Consider the following 24,826-nt stretch of genomic DNA (forward strand, 5'->3'; position numbering starts at 1 on the left):
GCAACCTCACCCCTTCAAAAATTCACCCGCCTTGTACAGCGAACGAAACTCCAGCCCGGCTTCCGCAAAAGTTTCGGTCGCGCCTTCCTCGCGGTCGACCATGGTGAGCACCAGCACGATCTCGCCGCCGGCATCGCGCACGGCCTCGACCGCCTTCAGTGCCGATCCGCCCGTGGTGGTGACGTCCTCGACGATGACGATGCGCTTGCCTTGCAGCGTCTCGCCCTTGGCGAGCCCCTCCACTGCGAGGCGGGCGCCGTGCTCCTTCGGCTTCTTGCGCACGAAGAACGCCGCGATCGGATGCCCCTTGAGCCAGGAGAGCTGCGCGATCGCGCCCGCCAGAGGGACTGCGCCCATCTCCAGCCCGCCGACGAAATCGAGATTGTCGTCCTTCAGCGCCTCATAAGTCAGTTCGGCCAGCAGCGCCGCGCCCTCGGGGTCGAGCATGGTCGGCTTGAGGTTGAAGTAGAAGTCGCTCTTGCGGCCCGAGGCCAGCGTGATCTCACCGCGCCCGAACGAACGCTTGCGGATGATCTCGGCGAGGCGGGCGCGGGAGGCTGATTTGGACAAGGCGGTTTTCCCGGGGTTTGAGGCGGGCCGCAATCTATCGGCGCTCGTGGGCACATTCCAGCGCTGATCCGGCGCCGTCAACAGCGGCGCATGCGTCCTGCTTTCGCAGGGGCGCCCCGTGGAAAGCGCGGGTTGTAAGGCCCGGAGGTTCCGGGGTACGGAGACCCCAAGCCTTTGTGGGGGAAACCGTAAATGACGATCGAACTGCACACCTGGAACACACCGAACGGCCGCAAGATATCGGTCGCGCTGGAGGAAATGGGGCTGCCCTACAAGGTGATCCCGGTGAACATCACCAAGGGCGAGCAGATGGCGCCCGGCTTTCTCAAGCTCAGCCCGAACAACAAGATCCCCGCGATCGTCGATCCCGACGGCCCCGGCGGCAAGCCGCTCAGCATCTTCGAGTCAGGTGCGATCCTGCTCTATCTCGGCGAGAAGACCGGCAAGTTCCTGCCAAAACCGCTGGCGGAGCGTATCCCGGTCTATGAATGGCTGATGTGGCAGATGGGCGGCTTTGGGCCGATGCCGGGCCAGGTGCATCATTTCATCGCGCTGGAGAACGAAACCGAACGCGCCTACGGCCTCAAGCGCTACATGGCCGAGACCCGCCGGCTCTATGGCGTGCTGGACCGTCGGCTGGAAGGCCGCGAATTCGTGGCGGATGCCTTATCGGTTGCCGATTTCGCCATCCTCGGCTGGGCCTGGCGCCACCCGCGCCACAAGGTGGAGCTGAAGGATTTTCCGAACGTCGAGCGCTGGTACAACGCGCTGATGGCCCGTCCGGCGACCAAGCGCGGCATGGAAGCAAAGCTGGATTGAAATTGTCGTCCCCACCCACTGCTGTCGTCGCCCGGCTTGACCGGGCGATCCAGTACGCCGCGGCCTTTCCGACTAATTGAAGTGGTCAATGCGGCACGAGTTGCGCATCAAACCACGTGCTCTGGGATACTGGGTCGCCCGGTCAAGCCGGGCGATGACAGCGTTGAACTTGGAGAGAGACCGGTCTCAAGCCCTTTTCGCTTCGAACGCCATCTTCACCGCAAGCCCCGCCAGCACTGTCCCCATCAGCCAGCGCTGCAGCAGAAGCCAACTCGGCCGTGTGCCGAGAAACCGCGCGATCGATCCGGCGGCGAGTGCGATCATCGCATTGACGCCGACGCTGATGACGATCTGGATCGCGCCCAGCGCCAGCGACTGCGTCAGCACGCTCCCAACAGCGGGATCGATGAACTGCGGCAGCAGCGCCAGATACAGCATCGCGATTTTCGGATCGAGCAGATTGGTGACGAACCCCATCGCGAACAATTTTCGCGGGCCGTCGGCGGCGAGCTTCGTCACCTGAAACGGCGAGCGCCCGTTCGGCTTGACCGCCTGCCACGCCAGCCACAGCAGATAGGCTGCACCCGCGAACCGCAGCGCGTCGTAGGCATAGGGTACGGCGAACAGCAACGCCGTGATGCCGAACGCCGCGCACAGCATGTAGAACACGAAGCCGAGCGCGACGCCGCCGAGCGACACGATGCCGGCCGCGGGCCCTTGCGTGATCGAGCGTGAGATCAAGTAAATCATGTTCGGCCCCGGCGTCAGCACGATGCCGAGCGAGACCAGGGCGAAACCGAGCAGCGTTGCAATGTGAGGCATGGGAGACTCGCGGGAGGAATGCGCGTTTTCTAACGCGCACCGGCCCGCGATGTCAGTCCGCAAATTGCTCGGAGGACAATTCTGTCGGTGTTGGAGCGCACTCAATCAGCAAACGCGTCTGTCATCGCCCGGCTTGACCGGGCGACCCAGTACGCCGCGGCCTAGCCGATCAAGTGCGGTAGTCAACGCAGCACGAACTGTGTTTCACACTTCGCGCTCTGGAATACTGGATCGCCCGGTCAAGCCGGGCGACGACCAGTGTTGTTGACTCAATGCGCCTCTTCCCAATTATTCGCCGCCCGCGCATCGACCTGCAGCGGCACCGACAGCACCACCGCCGGGAACGGCGCGTCCTGCATCACGTGCTGCACCACCGGCAACGTCGCCGCCACTTCGCTGTCGGGTACCTCGAAGATCAGTTCGTCATGAACCTGCAGCAACATCTGCGCCGATAGCTTCTTTTGCGCCAGCGCATCCTCCATCCGCACCATCGCGCGGCGGATGATGTCGGCCGCCGTGCCTTGCAGGCGTGCGTTGATCGCGGCACGTTCGTTGAAGGAGCGGACCGAGGCGTTGGAGGCCCTGATATCAGGGTAGTGGCACTTCCGGCCGAACAGCGTCGTGACATAGCCGTTGGTGCGGCAGAAATCCCGCGTCTCGTCCATATAGGCGCGGATGCCCGGAAAGCGCTCGAAATACTTCTTGATGTAGGCGGAGGCTTCCTCGCGGGCGATGCCGAGCTGGTTGGCAAGACCGAACGCCGAGATGCCGTAGATGATGCCGAAATTGATCGCCTTCGCGCGGCGACGCACCTCACCCGGCATGTCCTTGATCGGCACGCCGAACATTTCGGATGCCGTCATGGCGTGAATGTCGAGCCCGTCGCGGAATGCCTGCTTCAGCACGGGGATGTCGGCGATCTCGGCCAATAGCCGCAATTCGATCTGCGAATAGTCCGCCGACACCAGCTTGTGGCCCGGCGTCGCGATAAAGGCGCGGCGGATCTTGCGGCCGTCCTCGGTACGCACGGGGATGTTTTGCAGGTTGGGCTCGTTGGATGACAGCCGTCCGGTAGTGGTCGCGGCCAGCGCGTAGGTGGTGTGCACGCGGTGGGTCTGCGGATGGACATATTCCGGCAGCGCGTCGGTATAGGTCGATTTCAGCTTGGAGACCTGCCGCCATTCCAAAATCTTCTTCGGGAATTCGTGGCCCTGTTCGGCGAGTTCGTCGAGGATCTGCGCCGAGGTCGACCACGCCCCGGTCTTGGTCTTGGTGCCGCCGGTTATTCCCATCTTGCCGAAGATGATGTCGCCGATCTGCTTGGGGCTGCCGACATTGATCGGCTCGCCCGCGATCTCCTGAAGCTCGGCCTCGACGCGGGCCGCGGTCTGGGCAAACTCGCCCGACAGCCGCGACAGCACCTGGCGGTCGATCGAGATGCCGCGCCGCTCCATCCGCGCCAGCACGCTGACCAGCGGCCGCTCCAGGGTTTCGTAGACCGTCGTCATGTGTTCGGCGGCGAGCCGCGGTTTCAGCGCGCGGTGCAGTCGCAGGATTACGTCGGCACTTTCGGCCGAATAGGCGGTCGCCCTGTCGATTGCGACCTGATCGAAGGTCAGCTTGTTCTTGCCGCTGCCGATCAGCTCGCTTTCGCCAATCACGGCATGACCAAACCAAAGTTCGGCCAGCGACCCCAGCGTATGCGAATTGCGCCCGGCGTCGAGCGCATAGGACATCAACTGCGCATCGTCGGTATTGCGCAGGGTGATGCCGTGCTGCGCCAGCATCACGGCGTTGAACTTGATGTTGAAGCCGATCTTGAGAACGCCCGATGATTCCAGCAGCGGCTTCAGCGCCGCCAGCGCGTCGCCGGCCTTGATCTGGTCCGGCGCGAGCCCGGCGTCGAACAGGCCCGCGCCGTCGCCGGATTGCCGGTGGGCGAGCGGGACATAGCAGGCGTCGTTCGGCGCCAGCGCCAGCGCAATGCCGCAGATGTCGGCCTGCATCGGATCGTCGGAATTCGATTTGGCGTCGATCGCGAAAGTGCCGGCGTCATAGGCGCGCGCGATCCATGCTTTGAGTTCATCGGGGTTGCGGATGGTCTGATACTTGCTGCGGTCGACCGGCAGTTTTCGTGCAGCCTCGGCGCGGGCGGCGGCGAGCGAGATCGGCGCTCCCTTGGGGCTGGCCGCCTTGTCCTGTTTGTCGGCGCCTTTGGCCGGTGCGGCTCCCTTGCTCGAGGGTGCGCCGGGAGAGGAGCCGGGGGCATCGAACAGCGTCGCTCCCTCGGAATAGCCTTCCGGCTTCTTGCCCGAGGGCGGCACTGCGAAAACGCTCGCGCCGCTCTTGTTGCCCGCATCGGCCTCCACGTCGGCCGGGTCGATCTGCGAGTATTCAGCCACGCGGCGGGTGAGGGTGGAGAATTCCATCGCCTTGAGGAAGGCGATCAGCTTGCGGGCGTCGGGCTCGTGCACGGCGAGGTCATCGAGCGGCACTTCGAGATCGACCTTGTCGTCGAGCAGCACCAGCTGCCGCGAAATCCGCGCCTTCTCGGCGTTCTCTATCAAGGCCTCGCGCCGCTTCGGCTGCTTGATCTCGCCGGCGCGGAACAGCAGTTGTTCCAGATCGCCATACTCGATGATCAGTTGCGCCGCGGTCTTGACGCCGATGCCGGGGACGCCGGGCACATTGTCCGTGGAGTCGCCCGCCAGCGCCTGCACCTCAACCACCTTCTCCGGCGGCACGCCGAATTTCTCGATCACCTCGGGAATGCCGATGCGGCGGTCCTTCATGGTGTCGTACATGGTGACGCAATCGGTCACGAGCTGCATCAGATCCTTGTCCGAGGACACGATGGTGGCGGAAGCCCCGCGCTCGCAGGCGATGCGGACATAGGTCGCGATCAGATCGTCGGCCTCGAAGCCGACTTGCTCCAGGCAGGGCAGGTCGAACGCCCGCACCGCCTCGCGGATCAGCGCGAATTGTGGGATCAGATCGTCAGGCGCCGGCGGCCGGTGCGCCTTGTAGTCGGGATAGAGCTTGTTGCGGAACGTGATCTCGGATTTGTCGAAGATGATCGCCAGATGCGTCGGCCGGTTATCCTCCGGCATGTCGCGCAACAGCTTCCACAGCATGTTGCAGAAGCCGAGCACGGCATTGACCTGCAGTCCGTCGGATTTGCGGTTCAAGGGCGGCAGCGCGTGATAGGCGCGGAAAATGTAGGAGGAGCCATCGACCAGGAACACATGGTCGCCCTTGCCGGGTTGCTTGGCTGGCGCCTTGGCAGGGGTTTTGGCGGGAGCGGGTTTCGCGGTGGCTTTGGGGGCTGATTTCGGCATGGCCGAAATTTAGGGATTTTTGCGCGGATTGACAGCCTTGGGAGGTGGATTTTGGTCGCTACCGCACAACCAAATTGCCGTTGTCCCGGACAAAAATCGTAGCCCGGATGGAGCGCAGCGAAATCCGGGATTCGCGCTAGTTGCGAGATTTCCCCGGATTGCGCTGCGCTCCATCCGGGCTACAGGAAACTACTCCGCCGGCTGCAACGCCGGCGCGGCCTTTTTCGGCGCGATCCAGAATGCGCCGGGGCGCTCGAACAGGAAGTCGGCGCGCACTGCCAGCGCCAGCCGCCAGATCACGATTGCGCCAGCAACGCCGGCGACGGTGACGATCAGGGAAATCGTCCCGATATCGGTGATCACGCCGGTCTTGAGCAGCAGCGTTCGGGTCACCGCCATCGGCAGGAAGAAGGCGAGATAGATGACGATGGAATGCTCGCCGCAATAGCGCAGGAAATTGAGCCACTGCATCCGCGCCAGCAGGGTGCCCATCACGATGATGGCGCCGGCGCCGGCGAAGCCGAGCGCCAACGAGATCAGCGGCCAATGGCTGACGCCCGATATCACGAGGCCGCCATTGACGAGCGTCCACAGCGCCAATCCAATCAGCGCCAGCGCGGGCTTCTCCCGTGAACGATCCGATAGCGCGAACACGTAGGAAGCGAACAGATAGCCGGAATAGAAATAGACGAAGCGCGCGCAGAATTCGTCGATCACTGTCCAGCCGGTCACGACATGCGCCATCTCCAGCGCAGCGGCGACGAGCCAGACCGCTATGGCGGGGATGCCGCGTGACAGTTTTGTGACGACGAAGAACATCGGCAACAGATAAATGAACCACAGCGTGCCGAACGGCTCGATAAAGGATTCCAGGTACAGGAAGCCGACATGCCGCCAGCCGCTTTCGGCGGCGAAGCCCGGCGCCTTGAAGCCGAACTGGATCGTCATCCACAGCACGTAAAAGTAAGCGAAGTGGACGACCTTGCGGTCGAGATAGGTGCGCCAGTCGCGGTCGATCACGACGGCGAGAAAAAGGCCTGAAATCAGGAAGAAATCCGGCATCCGGAACGGCTGCGCGAACATAACGAACGCATGCATGAAACCGGTGTCGCCGGCCGCCTTTTCCACGCCCAGCACCGAATGCATCATCACCACCATGACGATGCAGATGCCCTTGGCGTAGTCCACCCAGTCGATGCGGGTGGAACGCTCAGGCCCAGCGGATGTGCCGTTTAAAGTCATCGGTGTCCCTTTTCGGCGCGCCGTGGCCGCATCTTCGGCCCGATACGTTGCTTTCTCCTTTATTCATACAAATGACATGCCGGCTTTCTGCGCTTTTCCGGTTTCCCCTTGGCCGAAAAATGCTCTAAGACGCCGACGAATTCAGGCTCGGCGTTAACCATCAAATACGGATTGTTTTCATGCGAATCGCCATGATTGGCACGGGCTATGTGGGGCTGGTATCCGGCGCCTGCTTTGCCGATTTCGGCCACCAGGTCACCTGCGTGGACAAGGATGCCGGCAAGATCGAAGCCCTGCGGAGAGGCGAGATCCCGATCTTCGAGCCCGGGCTCCACGCGCTGGTGGCCTCCAACGTCAAGGCCAAGCGGCTGGATTTCACCACCGACCTGATCGCGCCGGTCGCGGAAGCCGACGCCGTCTTCATCGCGGTCGGCACCCCGTCGCGGCGCGGCGACGGCCATGCCGACCTCACCTACGTGTACAGCGCTGCCCGCGAGATCGCGGCTGCGCTGTCCGGCTTCACGGTAGTGGTGACAAAGTCGACCGTGCCGGTCGGCACCGGCGATGAGGTCGAGCGGCTGATCCGCGAAACCAATCCGTCGGCCGACGTCGTGGTCGCCTCCAATCCGGAATTCCTGCGCGAGGGTGCCGCGATCCGCGACTTCAAATTCCCTGACCGTATCGTGATCGGCACTTCGGACGAGCGCGGGCGCAAGGTGCTCGGCGACGTCTACCGGCCGCTGTCGCTCAACCAGGCGCCGCTGATGTTCACCGAGCGGCGTACCGCGGAATTGATCAAATACGCGGCGAACGCGTTCCTCGCGACCAAGATCACCTTCATCAACGAGATGGCGGATCTTTCCGAAAAAGTCGGCGCCGACGTGCAGGAAGTTGCGCGCGGCATCGGGCTCGACAATCGCATCGGCACGAAGTTCCTGCACGCAGGCCCGGGCTTTGGCGGCTCCTGCTTCCCAAAGGACATCCGCGCGCTGGTCAAGGTCGCGCTCGATCACGATGTGCAGCTGCGGATCGTCGAGGCGGTGCTTGGCGTCAACGACAACCGAAAGCGCGCGATGGCGCGAAAAGTTTCCAACGCGGCGGGCGGTAGCCTGCGCGGCAAGACCGTGGCGGTGCTTGGGCTCACCTTCAAGCCGGATACCGACGACATGCGCGAGGCGCCTTCGATTCCGTTGGTCACCGGCCTGCTCGACTTGGGCGCCAAGGTGCGGGCGCACGATCCGGTCGGCATGGAGCAGGCGCGCAAGGAATTGCCCGACATCGAATATTGCGATGACCCTTATGAGTGCGTGAAGGGGGCGGACGCCATGGTGATCGTCACCGAATGGGTACAATATCGCGCGCTCGATCTGGAGCGAATCAAGAGCGAGATGGCGCAGCCCGTCGTGGTGGATTTGCGCAACATCTATCGTCGCGAGGACATGGCGGCCCATGGCTTCACGTATGACAGTGTCGGGCGGGCGTCTGGCCCGAAAACTTGATGCGCTGCCGCGCGATCAGGAATTCCGTCATGGCCGGGCTTGTCCCGGCCATCCACGTCTTGTTTTCTAACGATGAAGAAAGACGTGGATGCCCGGCACAAGGCCGGGCATGACGACGTGGTGACACTTTGCCCCGAAGCTTCGATACACCCCTCCCGATCGACGTGGTGCTCGACGAACTCGCGGCCACGCTGACGGATCATAACGCCGCCGTGCTGGTAGCCCCTCCCGGCGCCGGCAAGACCACGCGGGTGCCGCTGGCGCTGCTCGATGCACCCTGGCTAAACGGCAAAAAGATCATCATGCTTGAGCCGCGGCGGATCGCGGCCCGCGCCAGTGCCGAACGGATGGCGCGGACGCTAGGTGAGCGCGCCGGCGAGACCGTCGGCTATCGCGTCCGCTTCGGCTCCAAGATATCGCGCGCGACGCGGATCGAGGTGGTCACCGAGGGAATCTTCTCGCGGCAGATTCTCGACGATCCCGAGCTGTCAGGCGTCGCCGCTGTGCTGTTCGACGAATTTCACGAGCGTTCGCTCGACGCCGATCTCGGACTCGCGCTGGCACGTGATGCGCAAACCGGCTTGCGGGAAGACCTGCGCATTCTGGTGATGTCGGCGACGCTTGATGGCGCGCGGGTCGGCAAACTCTTGGGCGATGCGCCCGTCGTTGCCAGCGAAGGCCGCGCCTTTCCGGTGGAGACACGTTATCTCGGCCGCAAGGCGGATGCGCCGATCGAGCGGCAGATGGCGGACGCGATCGCGACCGCGCTGCGCGCCGATCCCGGCTCGGTGCTGGCGTTTCTGCCGGGCGCCGCCGAAATCCGCCGCACGCAGAATTTTCTCAGCGAACGGGTTCACGATGCGAGCGTCGAGATCGTGCCGCTGTTCGGCGCGCTCGACGCTGCTGTGCAGGACCGGGCCATCGCGCCGGCGCCAAAGGGCCAACGCAAGGTCGTGCTGGCAACCTCGATCGCCGAGACCTCGCTGACGATCGAGGGTGTCCGCATTGTCGTCGATTCCGGTCTGGCGCGGGTGCCGCGCTACGAGCCAGACATCGGCCTGACGCGGCTGGAAACCGTGCGCGCCTCGCGCGCCGCCGTCGATCAGCGCCGCGGCCGCGCCGGCCGCACCGAGCCCGGAGTGTGCTACCGGCTGTGGGACGAGCCGCAGACCGCTTCGCTCGCGGCGTACACCCAGCCCGAAATTCTCTCGGCCGATCTGTCCTCGCTGGTGCTCGATCTCGCGCAATGGGGCGTCCGCGACCCCTCCGCGCTGGCGTTTCTCGATCCGCCCCCGGCGCCGGCGCTGAAGGAAGCCAACAGTCTTCTCGGCGAACTCCGCGCGCTCGATACCGACGGCCGCATCACCGCCGAAGGCCAGAGTCTCCGCGCGCTGGCGCTGCCGCCACGGCTGGCGCGCATGATCGTGGATTCGCATCGGCTGGGGGCTGGCGAGGAGGCGGCTGACATCGCGGCGATCCTGACCGAGCGCGGCCTCGGCGGCGACAGCGTCGATCTCGATCACAGGCTCGACCAGTTCCGCCGCGACCGCTCGCCCCGCGCCAGTAGCGCTCGCAGTCTGGCGCAGCGCTGGGCGCAGCAGGTGGCCGCGACGGAGGGGGAGGCCGGCGACGACATCTCGCCGTCCACCGGCATCATGCTTGCGCTGGCCTTCCCTGACCGCGTTGCGCGCAACCGCGGCAATGGCAGTTTCGTGCTGGCCAATGGCCGCGGCGCCGCCGTCGAGCAGACCTCGGCGCTGGCACGCGCGCCCTATATCGCGGTCGCCGAACTGACCGGCACCGCAGCCCAAGGGCGCATTCTGCTGGCGGCGCCGATTGCGCAAGAAGATATTGAGGCGCGCTTCGCCGATCAGATCGAAAACACGGAAGAGATTTCGTTCGATCGCGGCGCGATGGCGTTGCGCGGCCGCCGCAAGCGGACGCTGCACGCTATCACGCTGTCGGAAGCCCCCACCGCGCTGTCGCCCTCGGCGGAGACCGCGCGCATCTTCGCCGCGGGTTTGATTGCCGCAGGATTCGACAGGCTGCCATGGTCGAAATCCCTCAAGCAATGGCGTGACCGCGTGATGTTCCTGCGCAAGGCGGAAGGAGATAGTTGGCCCGATCTGTCGGATGCGGCGCTCGCCGCCGAAAGCGAAAATTGGCTGGTGCCTGTTCTCTACGACAAGACCTCGCTGAAGGAGCTTTCCCCCGGCGATCTCTCCGATGCGATGATGGCGCTATTGCCGTGGGAGTCGCGTGCGCGGCTGGAGCGCGAAGCGCCGACGCATTTCGAAGCACCGACTGGCACCATGCTGGCCATCGATTATGAAGCCGAGCAGGGGCCGACCATCGCCGTGCGCCTGCAGGAATTGTTCGGGCTCAACACCCATCCCTCGATCGCCAAGGGCGCGGTGCCGCTGGTGCTGGAATTGTTGTCGCCGGCGCAACGTCCGGTGCAGGTAACGCGCGATCTTCCGGGCTTCTGGCGCGGCAGCTATGCCGCCGTCCGCTCCGATCTGCGCGGCCGCTATCCCCGCCATCCGTGGCCAGAAGACCCCGCCAACGCGCTGCCGACCCGCCGGGTCAAGCCGCGCGGGACGTGAACGCGCTGCCGTTAACGCTTCACTCATCCTTTTCGTCAAAATGACAGCCTTGGCCGCCGCTGTTAGTCGCGGCTTGGCGGCCGGCGTGGTGATATCGGCGGTCTGGCAATCGAGTGTGGCGTAATGCGTAACCTGATGATCCTTGCCGCCGTCCTGGTCGGCCTCGGCACCTACATGGCGCAGATGGCGGAGAAGATGTCGCCGGCGCCGGCCTCCGCCAGCGCATCGCCCGCCCAAACGGTCGCACAAGCCTCCTCCGGCCGCAGTCTTGACATTCCCCGCGACGCGCGCGGCCATTTCCAGACCGACGGTCACATCGACGGTCAGCGCGTCAACTTCATGGTCGACACCGGCGCTTCGCTGGTGGCGCTGAACGAAAAGAGTGCGGCGCGGTTTGGCCTGCGTCCCTCGCGCAGCGACTACAACGCGACCGTCACCACCGCCAACGGCACCATCAAGGCCGCGCGCACGCGGCTTGCCAAGATCGAGCTCGGCGGTCTCGTGGTGCGCGATGTCGACGCCCTGGTGCTCCCCGACGAGGCGCTGTCGGAGAACCTGCTCGGCCTGTCGTTCCTGTCGAAGCTGAAGCGCTTCGAATACGCGAACGGCAAGATGGTGCTGGAACAGTAAGGTTTCCCGGTTACCAAACCGCCGCAATTAACCGCCACAAGGCGCCGGTCCCGCCTATCGCCCGGCCCGCGTATTCGCTATGGCTGCGGTGTTCCCCCGCAATTTATTGACAAGGTACCCCATGTTCCCCAAGCCCAAATCCGTGCTGGTTCCGAATACCTATGAGTTCGAATCCGGGCCGATGGTGAAGGCAACCGGCTTTCGCGAATACGACGCGCGCTGGCTGTTCGAGAAGGAAATCAACCTGATGGGCGTTCAGGCGCTGGGCATGGGGCTCGGCGCGCTCATCAAGGAACTCGGTGTCGCCAAGGAAATCGTTACCGGGCACGATTTCCGCGGCTATTCGGCCTCGATCAAATACGCGCTGATTTCGGGGCTGATGGCGGCGGGCTGCAAGGTGCATGACATCGGGCTGGCGGTGACGCCGATGGCCTATTTCGCGCAGTTCGATCTCGACGTGCCCTGCGTCGCAATGGTGACGGCTTCGCATAACGACAATGGCTGGACCGGCGTCAAGATGGGCGCCAACCGTCCGCTCACCTTCGGTCCCGACGAGATGACGCGGCTGAAGGAAATCGTGCTCAACGCCGATTTCAAGAACGAGGCCGGCGGTTCCTATCAATTCCACGAGAATTACCCGGCGCGCTATATCGCCGATCTCACCAAACGATCAAAACTCAAACGCAAGCTCAAGGTCGTGGTCGCCTGCGGCAACGGCACTGCGGGCGCGTTCGCGCCGCAGGTGATGGAAGCGATCGGCTGTGAGGTGATCCCGCTCGACACCGAACTCGACCACACGTTTCCGAAATACAATCCGAATCCCGAAGACATGGAGATGCTGCACGCGATCCGCGACGCGGTGCTCAAGCACAAGGCCGATGTCGGGCTCGGCTTCGACGGCGACGGCGACCGCTGCGGCGTGGTCGACAATACCGGCGAGGAAATCTTCGCCGACAAGGTCGGCGTGATGCTGGCGCGGGACATGTCGGCGATCCACAAGGATGCGCAGTTCGTGGTCGACGTGAAATCCACCGGGTTGTTCGTGACGGACCCGGTGCTGCAGAAGCAGGGCGCGAAGGTGGCCTATTGGAAGACCGGCCATTCCTACATGAAGCGTCGCACCAACGAGATGGGCGCGCTGGCGGGGTTTGAGAAATCCGGCCACTTCTTCTTCAACAAGCCGTTCGGCCGCGGCTATGACGACGGCCTGGTCTCTGCGATCGCGATCTGCGAGATGCTCGACCGCGCACCTGACAAGTCGATGGCGGACCTGAAAAACGCGCTGCCGAAGACCTGGTCGTCGCCGACCATGTCGCCGCATTGCGCCGACGAAACCAAATACGGTGTCGCCGACGCCGTGGTGAAGCACTTTGAGGCGCTTCAGAAAAAGGGCGACAAGGTCGCCGGTCAGAAGATCCGTGACCTCGTCACCGTCAACGGCGTGCGCGTCACGGTCGAAGACGGAAGCTGGGGCCTGGTGCGGGCGTCATCCAACAAGCCGGAACTGGTTGTCGTGGTCGAAAGCCCGGTGAGCGAGCAGCGCATGCGCGACATGTTCGAGGCGATGGATTCGGTGCTGCGAACGCATCCGGAGGTCGGCGCGTATAATCAGAAGATTTGAGGGGCGGACGGTGTTTGCCTAACACGCGCTCGTCATCCCCGCGAAGGCGGGGATCCAGTACGCCGCGGCTTTCGTGTTAGGTCGCTGATGTCTCTGGAACACCGGATCGTCCGCCCCAGTGCGCAATTGCGCACAAGGCGGACGATGACAGTGTTCTCGAATTCTTCTTACGCCACGTGCAGCGAGCCCAGGAAGCTGTTGACCTCGGACTTCAGCTGGTCCGATTGCGACGACAGACCGTTCGCAGCATCCAGTAGCTTCGATGTTGCCCGGCCCGCCTCCTCCGAAGCACGGCTGACACTGAGAATGTTGCCGTTGACGTCCCGCGTACCGTTAGCCGCCTGCTGCACATTGCCGGCGATTTCCCGCGTCGCTGCGCCCTGTTGATCGACGGCGGCGGCGACTTCATTGGATATCTCGTCGATCTCGGCGATGGTTCCGCCGATCGCCTGGATGGCGCTGACGGCCTGGCTGGTGGCCGTCTGGATGTCCTGCACCTGCGCGGAGATTTCTTCCGTTGCTTTCGCGGTCTGATTGGCCAGCGCCTTGACTTCGCTCGCCACCACCGCAAATCCCCGTCCATGTTCGCCGGCGCGGGCGGCTTCGATCGTGGCGTTCAGCGCCAGCAGGTTGGTCTGGCTCGCAATGCTCTGGATCAGCGTGACGACTTCGCCGATCTTCTGGGTGCCGGCGGCAAGCCCCTCAACCACGGAGTTGGTGCGGCGCGCCTCTTCGGCGGCCTTGTTGGCGATTTCGGCGGAGCGCGTCACCTGCTGGGCAATGTTGCTTATGGAGGCCGTCAGCTCCTCGGTCGCCGCCGCAACCGTTTCCACGTTCGACGAGGCCCGGGTCGAGGCGGCCGCTGCCTCTGCAGTATGCCGCGTGGTTTCCGCGTTGCTCTTGCTCATCAAGGTGGAGAGGCCCTGCACCTCGTTGGCGGTTAACGCGACCGCCTCGACGATGCTGCCGATCTTGCGCTCGAAGCCCGCGGCGAGTTCGCGGCGCGCCGCGTCGCTGTCCTGCTTGGTCTGCCGTTCGGCGGTCATCCGGTCGATATTGGCTCGGGCTTCGGCGGCATTTGCCGCTTCCGCCTCGGGCGGTCTTCTGCGCGGTCGTCTCGAACAGGCCGGACAGCTTCACCGCCAGCCAGCTCAGCACGCCGGCCTCGATCAGAAGAATGACGGCGTGAAGCACGACGCGGCCGAGATCGGCGCCGCCGGGATAAACCGCCGCCGGAAGCAGGAAGTTCAGCACCAGATGATGCAGCGCGACCGCGACCGCGCCGGCGAGGATCGGGCGATAGTCGCAATAGGCGAGGAGACACGCCAGCGTGGCGAAGAAATACATGTGCGTGTCGACCTGCCAGGCATGGCCGGCGAACTGGAAGGTAAACACCGACACGCTGCCCATCAGGGCGACGGCAAAGATCAGCCGCGTCGAAAGCCCGTTACCCGAGGTGCGCCACGACAGGGTCGCGGCCAGCGCCATCGCCGCCATCAGCGCGGTTGGCGCTAGCCAGCCGCTATCGCGCATCAGGCCGATGGCGAGCGCAATGGGAACATGAAGCCAGAGCAATCCCAGCAAGGCCTTGCTGGTGGTTTCGCGCAAAGCTGCAAGATCATCGCTTTCAATGGTCATTTCCGAATTCCCAATATGCATTCAATAAATAGCTGCTTTGTTTGTGAAGCAGGCCGCGATCGCTTGCGGATCGATTACGAACCAGGCCCCGGCCTCGTGCAGCCGTGACATTCCCTCAACGCCGTCGGGCCGCACCACCAGCAGCGATGGAACGGCGGTCACGCGGACGATTGCAGCATTGGCTGAAGCGGCGGCCGAGAAGGCCTGCTGAGAATCCCACCAAACAGGAAATGCTACGGCTACGACTTCGGTGCCTGGGCGAGCCTGAATAGACAGTGCCGCGACGCCGATGAAGCTGGCGATCAGCAACAGCACGGCGTTGAGCCATGCGGGCCATCGGTGGCTGAGTGTGACATTCCGACCCATCCCCCGTGTCTATGGACACAGGGCTAATGTTCGGTGAACGGACCCGCTCCGTAGAATTACGGAGGTTACTTACGCCGCCGGCACCGGCAGCGCCGTCACCGACTTGATCTTCTCCATCGCAAAGCGCGAGGTGACGTTCTTCAGCGGCACCGCGCTGATCAGCTTCTTGTAGAACACGTCATAGCTCGCCATGTCGGCGACCACGACGCGCAGCATGTAATCGACGTCGCCGGCCATCCGGTAGAACTCCATCACCTCGGGCATGGCGCTGACGGCGCTGGCGAAGGTCTTCAGCCAGGCCTCGGAATGATCGGAGCTCTCGACCGAGACGAACACGGAAATGCCGAGCCCGATCTTGTTCTGATCGACCAGCGCCACCCGGCGCAGGATCACACCGTCGGCCTCCAGTCGCTGGATTCGCTTCCAGCACGGCGTCGACGACAGGCCGACCCGGTCCCCGATCTCGGCAACCGAGAGAGAGGCGTCCTCCTGCAGCACGGTCAGGATCTTGCGGTCGATGGCGTCCAAGCGGCGGCTGCCTTCGTGGAGCTGAATGGCTACGTCGGTCATGAGAAGAATGTTCCATATGAAAGGTCTGATCCCCTCATATATAGAAAATTCTTCTATAGCAAGCCCATCTATTGACCGGTCGCGGCCCGGTCTGCAACCTGGCCGTGGCTCAAAAGCTCTTCAACTTCAGCACGTTGCGGGGCGGCGAAGGCGCCCCCGAACCGGGTGCATTTCAGCGCTGCAGCGGCGGAGGCGAATCGCAGTGCCTGTCGCAATTCCTGCTTTTCGGTGATGGCCAGCGCAAACGCGCCGTGGAAGACGTCGCCGGCGCCGAGGGTGTCCACCGTATGCACCGGGAAGGCCGGGGTTTCCTGGATCTCCCCGTTTTCGTCGAGCCAGATCGTGCCCCTCGGGCCCCGGGTTCCCGCCAGGAACGACGGGGTCAGTTTTGCAATTTTCTTCAGCGCCTGGGCATCGTCGGTAACATCTGCGGTTTCCTGCAGCGGCTCGCTGGAGAACACCAGGTGGGTCGAGGCGTTCAACAGGCCCTCGCGCAGCGACATCGCGCGATCGACATCGACGATCACGGGAATGCCGCGGCGGACGGCCTCGGCGCAAAGCTCGGTGCAGAATTCGGCGCAGCGGCTCTCGGTGAGGATGGCGGCGCAGTCATCCAGCAGCGTGTCGAAGTCGGGCAATTTCACGTGCCACAGTTCCGGATCGCGGAAGGTCACGATGGTGCGCTCGCCGGAAGGGTCGATCATGACAGCCGAGATCGGCGTCACCAGCCCCGACATGTGGATGAGATGTTTCGTCTCGATGCCCTCATGCGCCATCTGATCGAAGATGAAGCGGCTCGATGTTTCCTTGGCATCGCCCATCGGCCCGCAGATCGAGGCGCGGCCACCGAGCCGAACGATGCCGATCGCGCCATTGAGCGCGTTGCCGCCGCAGATTTCGTCGAATGCGGTGGCGTTCTCTTTTGAACCGCGCCCAGGAACACCCGGCGTATGAAAGGTGAGGTCGCGCACCGGCATACCGATGCAGAGAATCCGCGGCGAAATTTTGGGGGCTTTGTCTTGAAAGTTCATTCGGGAGTCCGTCATGTCGGTTCCGCCTTTAGCCGGAACCAATGTCCGGAGTTAATCGACTGATCCATGGACGGTTCCCGCTATGCACTCGTTTCGTTTCCCCCATGCACCCAGCGTCCGATCAGATGGTGCGCAATCGCAAACGGATGCGCCGCAAATAAGCCGTCAGGATGTTCGCGCCGGTGCATCAGTGCGACCTCGGCGCGATCGAACCAGCGCGCGTCCTCGAGCTCGGTGCGATCCACCACGATATCCTCGTTGAGCGCGCGCGCGGCGCATCCGATCATCAGCGATGACGGATAGGGCCATGGCTGCGTCATGTAATAGCTCACGTCGGTGCAGCGAATCCCGGATTCCTCGAAAATCTCCCGGCGGACGGCGTCTTCGATGGTCTCCGCCGCTTCGACGAAGCCGGCCAGACACGACCACATCCCGGGCAAGAACTGCTTCTGGCGGCCGAGCAGGCACTTGTCGCCTGATGTCACCAGCATGATCACGACCGGATCGGTGCGCGGAAAGTGCTCGGCCTTGCAGCTCGGGCACTCGCGCTTCCAGCCGCCTTCCTTCATCGCGGTGCGCGTGCCGCAATTGGCGCAGAAGCCGTGGCGCTGATGCCAGGTCACCATCGATTTGGCCATGGCGATGGCGGAGAGCTGTTCCGGTGGCACCGTGCCCTGCATGGCCATGCCGCGCAGCTCGGTCACGGCGACGTCGTCGCGCGTCATCAGCTTCTCTACCGCGGCGGCTGCGATGCCCATGCCGAAAACAGGCGCGCCGTCGCGTAGCCCCAAAAAGATCGTGCCGGGATTGGCGCCGAGCTTCACGGCCTCTTCGACCCCGAGCAGCACGCGCGGCCCGTCCGCCTCCTGCTTCACCAGAAGCGAGTCGCGGTAGATCACATAGGCGCCGGCGTTGCGTTGGCTCTCCAGTGTGAACAGTTTTTCGTCATTGGTGCGCAGATGTGCGGCGCGATCGAGAATATGCGTAACGAAAGCGGGCTTTCCCAGCGGATACTTGTCGAATGCGGACATCTGTTCAACCCAACCAGATCTTGCGGCGAAGCGCGTTGATGAAATTCTGTACTTCCTCGGCGTCATGCGCCAGCGGCGGCATCACGCCCCAGACCGGACGCGGCCAGGCCGCATCGCTGGTGCGCCGCGCGATAACGTGGACATGCAACTGCGGCACCAGATTGCCGAGGGCTGCGACATTGAGCTTGTCGCAATTGGTGACCTCTTTCAGGGCGCGCGAGACGCGGGAGATTTCGGTCATCAACTGGGCCTGCGCGACCTCGTCGAGATCGATAATTTCTACCGCACCCTCCCGGCGCGGTACCAGCAGCAGCCATGGGTAATGCGCATCCTTGATGACCAGCACCTTGCACAGCGGCAGGTCGCCGATGTCGATCGTGTCCTTTTTGAGCTGGGAATGCAGCGACCAGGCGGAGGCGTCAGAGGGCATCAAGGGTTCCCACGCCCGATCTATGTCGGGCCTATAAAGTGCCTGCTGGGGCACTCCTTCAGTTTCATAGCAAGGCGTCATCACCCGCGAAAGCGGGTGATCCAGTACGCCGCGGCGCCTCTGTTTACTGATGGGCCGCAGCCTACTGGATACCCCGCTTTCGCGGGGTATGACAGGGAAAGCCCCGCTTGCTTTCCGGCCCTTTTGGCCCCAAATAAGGACCGGGAGATTGGCGGTGGACGAGCCACTCGCCAACCGGGTCAGGTCCGGAAGGAAGCAGCCCTAACGAGGTCCGGATCGGGTCGCTCGTCAGTCTCCTACCTGTTTTTCGAGCGAATCGCGCTAGGTGGCGGCAAAGTCCGCGCCTTGCGCCTGATTTCGCTCCTTTCCGCAAGCCAGCGCCGAGAGACAATCAATTGCGGATCGACCGATGAGTGATGCTGGCGCTCCCCCCGACAAATCAGACGGCGCCGGCCAGAGCGGTTTCGAACTCGGCGGCCAGGGCGAGGCCGCCAAGCCCTACCGGGTGCTGGCACGCAAATACCGCCCCTCCAGTTTTGACGACCTGATCGGCCAAGAGGCCATGGTCCGCACTGTTTCGAATGCGTTCGAAACCGGCCGGATTCCGCAGGCCTGGATCCTGACCGGCGTCCGCGGTGTGGGCAAAACCACCACGGCGCGGATTCTCGCCCGCGCGCTGAACTACGAAAAGCAGGACGGTTCGGTGAAGGGGCCGACCATCCACATGCCTGACCTAGGCGTGCACTGCCAAGCGATCATGGAAAGCCGGCACATGGACGTGCTGGAAATGGACGCCGCCTCCCATACCGGCGTCGACGACGTCCGCCAGATCAATGACAGCGTGCGCTATGCGCCGGCCAGCGCCCGCTACAAGGTCTACATCATCGACGAAGTCCACATGCTGTCGACGGCGGCCTTCAACGCCTTCCTGAAGACGCTGGAGGAGCCGCCCGAGCACGCCAAATTCGTCTTCGCCACCACCGAAATCCGCAAAGTCCCGGTCACGGTGCTGTCGCGCTGCCAGCGTTTTGATCTCCGCCGGGTCGAGGCGGATGTGCTGATGGGGCACCTTTCCAACATCGCGAAAAAGGAAGGCGTCGAGGTCGAGCCCGAGGCGCTCGGCATCATCGCGCGCGCTGCGGAAGGCTCGGTGCGCGATTCGCTCTCTTTGTTCGACCAGGCGATCGCGCATGCGGCGGGCCTTGTCCGTGCCGACGCGGTGCGGCAGATGCTGGGCCTTGCCGACCGCACCCGGGTGATCGATCTGTTCGAGCATCTGGCGCGCGGCGATATCGCCAGCGCCTTTGGTGAATTCCGCGCCCAATATGACGTCGGCGCCGATCCGGTCGTGGTGCTGTCTGACCTCGCCGAATTCGTCAATTTCGTCACCCGGGTGAAGATCGTTCCAGCCACTGCCGACAATGTCGCGTTCGGTGAGACCGAGCGCGTCCGCGCCCGCGAATTCGCCGCAAAACTGTCGATGCGGGTGCTGTCGCGGATGTGGCAGATGCTGCTCAAGGGCATCGCAGAAGTCCAGACCGCGACCCGGCCCGCCGCGGCCGCGGAAATGGTGCTGGTCCGCATCGCCTATGTCGCAGACCTGCCGACCCCGGATGAGGCGATCCGGATGCTCGACCAGAATGGCGGCGGAGCGCAAATTGCTTCCGGCGGCGCGGCGCCGGCGCGGGCCGCGCCCACCGCACCGGTATCTTCAATGTCTGCCCCGTCGCCGATGCGGACGCCTGCATCGCCTCGCTCCGGCGCGGAAGCGTCCGCGCGGCCGCAAATGGTGGCGCCGTCGGCCCAAACCGAGTCCGCACCCGTCCTGCGGCTCGCCACTTTTCCGCAGCTCGTAGCCCTTGCCGGCGAGAAGCGCGATATCCTGACCAAGGCGGCGCTGGAATCCGATATGCGCCTGGTCCGCTTCGAGGACGGGCGGCTGGAAGTGGCGCTGGAGCGCAACGCGGCGCGGGGGCTGGTCAATGATCTCTCCCGCAAGCTGGAGCAATGGACCGGGCGGCGCTGGACCGTGATCGTCTCCAACGAGGCCGGCCAGCCGACGCTGCGCTCGCAGAATGAGCAGGCCAGGAACGAGCACGCGCGCGCCGCGGAGGCCGATCCGCGCGTCCAGGAGGTGCTGGCGCGATTTCCTGGCGCCAAAGTGGTCGAGGTGCGCCGGCTTGCCGCCGAGCCGCCGGAATCCAATATTAACGCTGAAGACCTGAACGAGAGTTCCGACGGCGACGACGACTAATCGAACTCTCAAGAGGACGAACGAATGGCTGATTTTCTCGGCATGATGAAGCAGGCAGCGCAGTTGCAGGAAAAGATGCAGGCGATGCAGGAAGAACTCGGCAATCTCGAGGTCGAGGGCATCTCCGGCGGCGGACTCGTCGCCGTGCGCATGACTGCGAAGATGGAAGTGAAGGGCGTCAGGATCGATCCCTCGCTGATGAAGGCCGAGGAGCGCGAAGTGCTCGAGGATCTGCTGGTGACCGCGCATAACGACGCGCGGCGCAAGGCGGAAACCGCGGCCATGGAAAAGATGCAGGCTCTGACCGGCGGGCTCGGACTGCCGCCCGGACTTGGTCTGACCTGAGATGGCCGCCAGCGTTGCCGGGCCTGAAATCGAACGCCTGATCCAGCTCCTGGCGCGGCTGCCGGGGCTCGGCCCGCGCTCGGCGCGGCGCGCGGCGCTGCACCTGATCAAGAAGCGCGAGGCGCTGATGACGCCGCTCGCCGGCGCGCTGCAGGTGGCAATCGACAAAATTCAGGTTTGCAAGACCTGCGGCAATATCGACACGCAAAATCCCTGCACGGTGTGCACCGACCCTCGGCGAGATCCCTCGACCATCGTTGTGGTCGCGGATGTGGCCGATCTCTGGGCGCTGGAACGGGCGAATGCGACCAACGGCCGCTATCACGTGCTCGGTGCCACATTGTCGCCACTCGATGGCGTCGGTCCGCAGGATCTGACCATCGACGCGCTGGTGGCCCGCGCGCACGAATCACAAGTCAGCGAGATCGTTCTGGCGCTGAATGCAACGGTTGATGGCCAGACCACCGCCCATTACATCACCGATCTCCTGCAGGACGCCAACGTCAAGGTGACCCGGCTTGCGCACGGCGTACCGGTCGGCGGCGAACTTGATTATCTCGACGAAGGTACGCTATCGGCTGCCATGCGGCAGCGAACGCTGTTCTAACCCACATCAACGGAACTGATCGACATGACGAAACGACGATTCGGCAAACGCTCCCGCTTTGCGGTCATCATCATGGCCGCGGCTCTGGTTGCCCCTTCCGCATGGGCGCAGCAGGCGGAGCCGGCGCCGAAGCCCGGAAAGCCGATCAATGCCGGCGACGTCCTGTCCGGCGAACTCAACGCCATGAAGGGCAGCAAGAGGAGCAAGCGCGCCGCGACCTACCAGATCACCAGCGAACCGCGCCGGCTGCCGCCGCCGAACGGGCTGTGCAATCTCGAAACCGGCCCCGAGACGTTCCAGCTCGTCACCAGCAGCGACGCCCAGGCCGCGCAACTGAAGAATTTCATCGGCAAGGCGATTTCCGTCAAGGTCGACGAAGTCGCCTGTGCGCAGGACGCCGGGCAGATGAGCGAAGCCGTCATCACGAAGTGGAGCGTGGTGACGAAGCACTGAGTTGCGAAGTTCGTAGCCCGGATGGAGCGAAGCGCAATCCGGGACGCCTTCCCTGCCGTCGCACCGACCCCGGATTTCGCTTCGCTCCATCCGGGCTACAAGCGATCAGACCTTCACCGTCCCCACCGCCTCGAAATGCCCCCGCCGCTGCAGCCAGGCCAGCAGGATCAGGCTCGGGACCGCAACCGCGACGGATATCACAAAGAACAGCGGCCAGCCGGTCGCCTCCGCCACATAGCCCGCGCCGGAGGACAGATAAGTGCGTCCGACGGCGGCGAGCGCGGTGAGCAGCGCGTACTGGGTCGCGGTGTGCAGCGGGTTCTGGCACAACGCTGAAAGGTAGGCGACGAAGATCACCGTGCCGATCGCGCCGGTGAAGTTTTCCGCCGAGATCGCAACCGCCAGCGCCCATTGATTGACGCCGACATAGGCGAGCCACGCGAACACCAGGTTGGAGATCGCCTGCAGCAAGCCGCCGATCCACAGGCTTGCGACCAGCGAATAGCGCCGCGCCAGATAACCGCCGGCAAAACCGCCGATCAGGGTCGCGATGAGGCCGACGCCCTTGACGATCGCGGCGTAGTCATTGCGGGTGAAGCCGAGATCGATCACGAACGGCGCGGTCATCGTGCCGGAAAACGCGTCGGTGAATTTGAACAGCACCACGAAGGCCAGCGCCACCCAGGCGTATTTGCGGGCGAGAAACTCGGAGAATGCCCCGACGGCCGCATGCATGACGCGCGAGAAAGCTGCCTCGCCGCGGGTCTTGGCCTCCGCGCGCACCGATTGCTCGGGTTCGGTGGCGGCCAGCGCGGTGACGGTGCCGATCAGCACCAAAGCGGCCATGGCAACATAGCCCCACATCCACGCTGCGTTGCGGCCGATGCCGGTGCTTTCGAATGCGCTCACCAGGAAGAGCACGCCGGCGGTCGATACCAGCAAGCCGATCCGGTAGGCTGCGACGTAGGACGCCATGCCGGCGGCCTGTTCGCTCTCGGGCAGGCTTTCGACGCGGAACGCATCGACCACGATGTCCTGCGTCGACGACATCGTTGCGACCAGCAGCGCGCCGAGCGCGACGAACAGCGGCGAGCGCGCCGGGTCGGTCAGCGCCAGCAGAAGGATCGCACCGATCAGGAGCAGTTGTGAGAACACCAGCCAGCCGCGCCTTCGGCCGAAGGCGCGCGTGAAGATCGGCACGTGCAGCGCATCGACCAGCGGCGCCCAGATAAATTTCAGCGTGTAGGGCGTGCCGACCAGCGCAAACAGCCCGATGGTGCCGAGATCGACGCCGGATTCCCGCATCCACACCAATAGCGTTGATCCCGACAGGGCCAGCGGCAGCCCGGAGGAAAAGCCGAGCATCAGCACGATCAGCACGCGCGGCTGAAGGTAGACGGTGAGGCTCTCGCGCCAGGTTGGCGCGGGGGCTGCGGCTTTCTCAGACGAAACGGAAGCGGATTCTGGTGCTGGCATGGAGGGGTGTTAGCAGATTCTGCAACAAAAAGACTGTCATCGCCCGGTCAAGCCGGGCGATGACAGTTTGATATGTGGCTAAAGCTGCGCATAAACGCCTACTCCCCCGCCTGCAGCTTGCGCGGGACGGGGAACAGCTCGGCTGTTCCGCCCTTCACCACGCGCGGCACTTCCACCGGCGCCTCCGCCTTGCTGAAATCGAGTTCCTCGATCCGCCCGGCACGCTTCTCGATCTTGTCGGCGGAAATCAATATCTGCCGCACATCCTCGTTGACGTCGCCAAAATGCTTCTGCAGCTTCAGCACGCGCTCGCGCAAACGTCCGAGATCGTCGCCGAGGTTGAGCACTTCGGTGCGGATCTGGTCGGCGGCGTCGCGCATCCGCGCGTCTTTCAGGATCTGCTGCATCACCTGGATCGCCAGCATCAGCAGCGACGGCGATACCAGCACGACGCGGGCGCGGTAGGCCTTCTGGATCACATCGTCAAAGCCGTCGTGGATTTCGGCATAGACCGATTCCGACGGCACGAACATCAGCGCGGTGTCCTGGGTCTCGCCGGTGATCAGATATTTCTCGGCGATGTCGTTGACGTGTTTCATCACGTCGTTGCGCAGGCGCTGGGTGGCGAATTTGCGCTCCTCGTCGCTGCGCGCATCGTGCAGCGCGGTCATCGCTTCCAGCGGGAATTTCGCGTCGATGCAGAGCGGGCGCTGGTCGGGCAGGAACACCACGCAATCCGGCCGCTTTCCGGACGAGAGCGTGTGCTGGAATTCGTACGAGCCCTGCGGCATGCCGTCCTGCACGATCGCTTCCATCCGCGCCTGGCCGAACGCGCCGCGCGACTGCTTGTTGGCGAGCACGTCGCGCAAGGTCGTCACCTGCGACGTCAGGTCGGTGAGGTTCTTGTGCGCGTTGTCGATGATGCCGAGCCGCTCATGCAGCACGCGCAAGCTGTCCATGGTGTGGCGCGTGGTCGCTTCCATGGATTGGCCGACGCGGTGGGTCACCGAATCCAGCCGCTCATTGACCGCCCGCGTCATCTCGGACTGGCGTCCCACCAGCGCCTGCGCCATGGCGTCGACCCGGCCGGTGGACTCGCTCTGCGCCCGCAGCATCTCGCTCAGGCGTTCCTCCAGCTCGTCGGCGCGAATCGCCTGCGCCATCGCCAGTTCCGCACCCCGGCGGCCGGAGCGGGCGATGACGATGGCGATCACCAGCAGTAGCACCAAAGCCAGCGCGCCGAACCCGATCAGCGCCTCGCCGACGTGAATCGGCAAGTCGCCGACAATGAAAAGAATTTCGTTCATGCGGCTATGTAGCCCGATTCGCTGGCTTTCGCGAACGAAGAGGGAACATTTATGGTAAATGGCGGGTTAATTTTCGTGGTTAACACCACCTTAAAAATCATGGTTAAGGCCGCCTTAACGGGCGCCCCGGCGCATTGACCGCGACAAATC

The 24,826-nt window shown here is 64.0% G+C and carries 22 protein-coding genes and 1 other RNA gene; 11 read left to right on the forward strand and 12 right to left on the reverse strand.

Going from position 1 to position 24,826, the window contains the following annotated elements; genetic code table 11:
* Positions 1 to 6 precede the first annotated feature (6 nt).
* Entirely contained in the window at positions 7 to 570 is a 564-nt protein-coding gene (gene pyrE, locus KIP88_RS16930; RefSeq protein ID WP_214489055.1) for an orotate phosphoribosyltransferase, read from the reverse strand.
* 192 nt (positions 571 to 762) lie between these two features.
* Here pyrE and KIP88_RS16935 point away from each other — a divergent pair, with 192 nt between their 5' ends.
* Entirely contained in the window at positions 763 to 1,389 is a 627-nt protein-coding gene (locus KIP88_RS16935) for a glutathione S-transferase family protein (protein WP_214489056.1), read from the forward strand.
* 186 nt (positions 1,390 to 1,575) lie between these two features.
* Here KIP88_RS16935 and KIP88_RS16940 read toward each other — a convergent pair whose 3' ends face one another.
* The 3 genes from KIP88_RS16940 to KIP88_RS16950 form a co-directional block, all read right to left on the reverse strand.
* Positions 1,576 to 2,211: a LysE family translocator gene (locus KIP88_RS16940; protein ID WP_214489057.1), complete on the reverse strand. Its 636-nt coding sequence runs from the start codon at positions 2,209 to 2,211 to the stop codon at positions 1,576 to 1,578.
* A gap of 269 nt (positions 2,212 to 2,480) precedes the next feature.
* Positions 2,481 to 5,549: a DNA polymerase I gene (polA, locus tag KIP88_RS16945; protein ID WP_214489058.1), complete on the reverse strand. Its 3,069-nt coding sequence runs from the start codon at positions 5,547 to 5,549 to the stop codon at positions 2,481 to 2,483.
* A 189-nt stretch (positions 5,550 to 5,738) separates the two neighbouring features.
* Complete coding sequence (locus KIP88_RS16950) at positions 5,739 to 6,791, reverse strand: acyltransferase family protein (RefSeq protein WP_214489059.1); 1,053 nt, start codon at positions 6,789 to 6,791, stop codon at positions 5,739 to 5,741.
* 179 nt (positions 6,792 to 6,970) lie between these two features.
* On the opposite strand from KIP88_RS16950, the gene KIP88_RS16955 reads away from it, so the two are divergent.
* The 4 genes from KIP88_RS16955 to KIP88_RS16970 all read left to right on the forward strand — a co-directional run bounded on the left by KIP88_RS16955 (position 6,971) and on the right by KIP88_RS16970 (position 13,147).
* The gene (locus tag KIP88_RS16955; RefSeq protein WP_214489060.1) at positions 6,971 to 8,290 is read left to right on the forward strand and encodes a UDP-glucose/GDP-mannose dehydrogenase family protein; all 1,320 of its coding nucleotides are present in this window, start codon (positions 6,971 to 6,973) and stop codon (positions 8,288 to 8,290) included.
* Positions 8,291 to 8,418: 128 nt separating this feature from the next.
* Positions 8,419 to 10,896 (forward strand): ATP-dependent helicase HrpB, encoded by a 2,478-nt coding sequence (gene hrpB / locus KIP88_RS16960; protein WP_214489061.1) that lies wholly within the window; start codon positions 8,419 to 8,421, stop codon positions 10,894 to 10,896.
* Between the two features lie 123 nt (positions 10,897 to 11,019).
* Positions 11,020 to 11,526, forward strand: coding sequence for a TIGR02281 family clan AA aspartic protease (locus KIP88_RS16965; protein ID WP_214489062.1), 507 nt, complete (start codon positions 11,020 to 11,022; stop codon positions 11,524 to 11,526).
* A gap of 121 nt (positions 11,527 to 11,647) precedes the next feature.
* Positions 11,648 to 13,147, forward strand: a complete 1,500-nt coding sequence (locus KIP88_RS16970; RefSeq protein ID WP_214489063.1) for a phosphomannomutase/phosphoglucomutase — start codon at positions 11,648 to 11,650, stop codon at positions 13,145 to 13,147.
* 167 nt (positions 13,148 to 13,314) lie between these two features.
* Here KIP88_RS16970 and KIP88_RS48175 read toward each other — a convergent pair whose 3' ends face one another.
* Positions 13,315 to 14,193, reverse strand: coding sequence for a methyl-accepting chemotaxis protein (locus tag KIP88_RS48175; RefSeq protein ID WP_308163586.1), 879 nt, complete (start codon positions 14,191 to 14,193; stop codon positions 13,315 to 13,317).
* 284 nt (positions 14,194 to 14,477) lie between these two features.
* On the opposite strand from KIP88_RS48175, the gene KIP88_RS48180 reads away from it, so the two are divergent.
* Complete coding sequence (locus KIP88_RS48180) at positions 14,478 to 14,711, forward strand: hypothetical protein (protein WP_308163587.1); 234 nt, start codon at positions 14,478 to 14,480, stop codon at positions 14,709 to 14,711.
* Positions 14,712 to 14,806: 95 nt separating this feature from the next.
* Here the strand turns inward: KIP88_RS48180 and KIP88_RS16980 are convergent, their stop codons facing one another.
* The 5 genes from KIP88_RS16980 to KIP88_RS17000 all read right to left on the reverse strand — a co-directional run bounded on the left by KIP88_RS16980 (position 14,807) and on the right by KIP88_RS17000 (position 18,213).
* The gene (locus tag KIP88_RS16980; protein ID WP_308163588.1) at positions 14,807 to 15,100 is read right to left on the reverse strand and encodes a hypothetical protein; all 294 of its coding nucleotides are present in this window, start codon (positions 15,098 to 15,100) and stop codon (positions 14,807 to 14,809) included.
* A gap of 120 nt (positions 15,101 to 15,220) precedes the next feature.
* A complete protein-coding gene (locus tag KIP88_RS16985; RefSeq protein ID WP_057839684.1) occupies positions 15,221 to 15,721 on the reverse strand; it encodes an Lrp/AsnC family transcriptional regulator in 501 nt (166 codons plus the stop codon).
* A gap of 68 nt (positions 15,722 to 15,789) precedes the next feature.
* Positions 15,790 to 16,752, reverse strand: coding sequence for a sugar kinase (locus KIP88_RS16990; RefSeq protein WP_214489065.1), 963 nt, complete (start codon positions 16,750 to 16,752; stop codon positions 15,790 to 15,792).
* Between the two features lie 80 nt (positions 16,753 to 16,832).
* Positions 16,833 to 17,783, reverse strand: coding sequence for an NAD(+) diphosphatase (nudC, locus tag KIP88_RS16995; RefSeq protein WP_214489066.1), 951 nt, complete (start codon positions 17,781 to 17,783; stop codon positions 16,833 to 16,835).
* 4 nt (positions 17,784 to 17,787) lie between these two features.
* Positions 17,788 to 18,213: an HIT domain-containing protein gene (locus KIP88_RS17000; RefSeq protein ID WP_214489067.1), complete on the reverse strand. Its 426-nt coding sequence runs from the start codon at positions 18,211 to 18,213 to the stop codon at positions 17,788 to 17,790.
* A gap of 224 nt (positions 18,214 to 18,437) precedes the next feature.
* On the opposite strand from KIP88_RS17000, the gene ffs reads away from it, so the two are divergent.
* The 5 genes from ffs to KIP88_RS17025 all read left to right on the forward strand — a co-directional run bounded on the left by ffs (position 18,438) and on the right by KIP88_RS17025 (position 21,893).
* Positions 18,438 to 18,534: signal recognition particle sRNA small type (ffs, locus tag KIP88_RS17005), an RNA gene on the forward strand.
* Between the two features lie 109 nt (positions 18,535 to 18,643).
* The gene (locus KIP88_RS17010) at positions 18,644 to 20,488 is read left to right on the forward strand and encodes a DNA polymerase III subunit gamma/tau (RefSeq protein WP_214489068.1); all 1,845 of its coding nucleotides are present in this window, start codon (positions 18,644 to 18,646) and stop codon (positions 20,486 to 20,488) included.
* Positions 20,489 to 20,512: 24 nt separating this feature from the next.
* Positions 20,513 to 20,833, forward strand: a complete 321-nt coding sequence (locus KIP88_RS17015; RefSeq protein WP_214489069.1) for a YbaB/EbfC family nucleoid-associated protein — start codon at positions 20,513 to 20,515, stop codon at positions 20,831 to 20,833.
* A gap of 1 nt (position 20,834) precedes the next feature.
* Positions 20,835 to 21,440, forward strand: a complete 606-nt coding sequence (recR, locus tag KIP88_RS17020; protein ID WP_214489070.1) for a recombination mediator RecR — start codon at positions 20,835 to 20,837, stop codon at positions 21,438 to 21,440.
* Positions 21,441 to 21,464: 24 nt separating this feature from the next.
* Positions 21,465 to 21,893, forward strand: a complete 429-nt coding sequence (locus KIP88_RS17025; protein WP_214489071.1) for a hypothetical protein — start codon at positions 21,465 to 21,467, stop codon at positions 21,891 to 21,893.
* Positions 21,894 to 21,998: 105 nt separating this feature from the next.
* Here the strand turns inward: KIP88_RS17025 and KIP88_RS17030 are convergent, their stop codons facing one another.
* Both KIP88_RS17030 and KIP88_RS17035 read right to left on the reverse strand, forming a co-directional pair.
* A complete protein-coding gene (locus tag KIP88_RS17030) occupies positions 21,999 to 23,369 on the reverse strand; it encodes an MFS transporter (RefSeq protein ID WP_214489072.1) in 1,371 nt (456 codons plus the stop codon).
* A gap of 98 nt (positions 23,370 to 23,467) precedes the next feature.
* On the reverse strand, positions 23,468 to 24,676 hold the full coding sequence (locus KIP88_RS17035; protein ID WP_214489073.1) for a DNA recombination protein RmuC: 1,209 nt from the start codon (positions 24,674 to 24,676) through the stop codon (positions 23,468 to 23,470).
* Between the last annotated feature and the right edge of the window lie 150 nt (positions 24,677 to 24,826).

This window comes from Bradyrhizobium sp. SRL28 (genome assembly GCF_018596315.1).
In the GTDB taxonomy this organism is placed as follows: domain Bacteria; phylum Pseudomonadota; class Alphaproteobacteria; order Rhizobiales; family Xanthobacteraceae; genus Bradyrhizobium.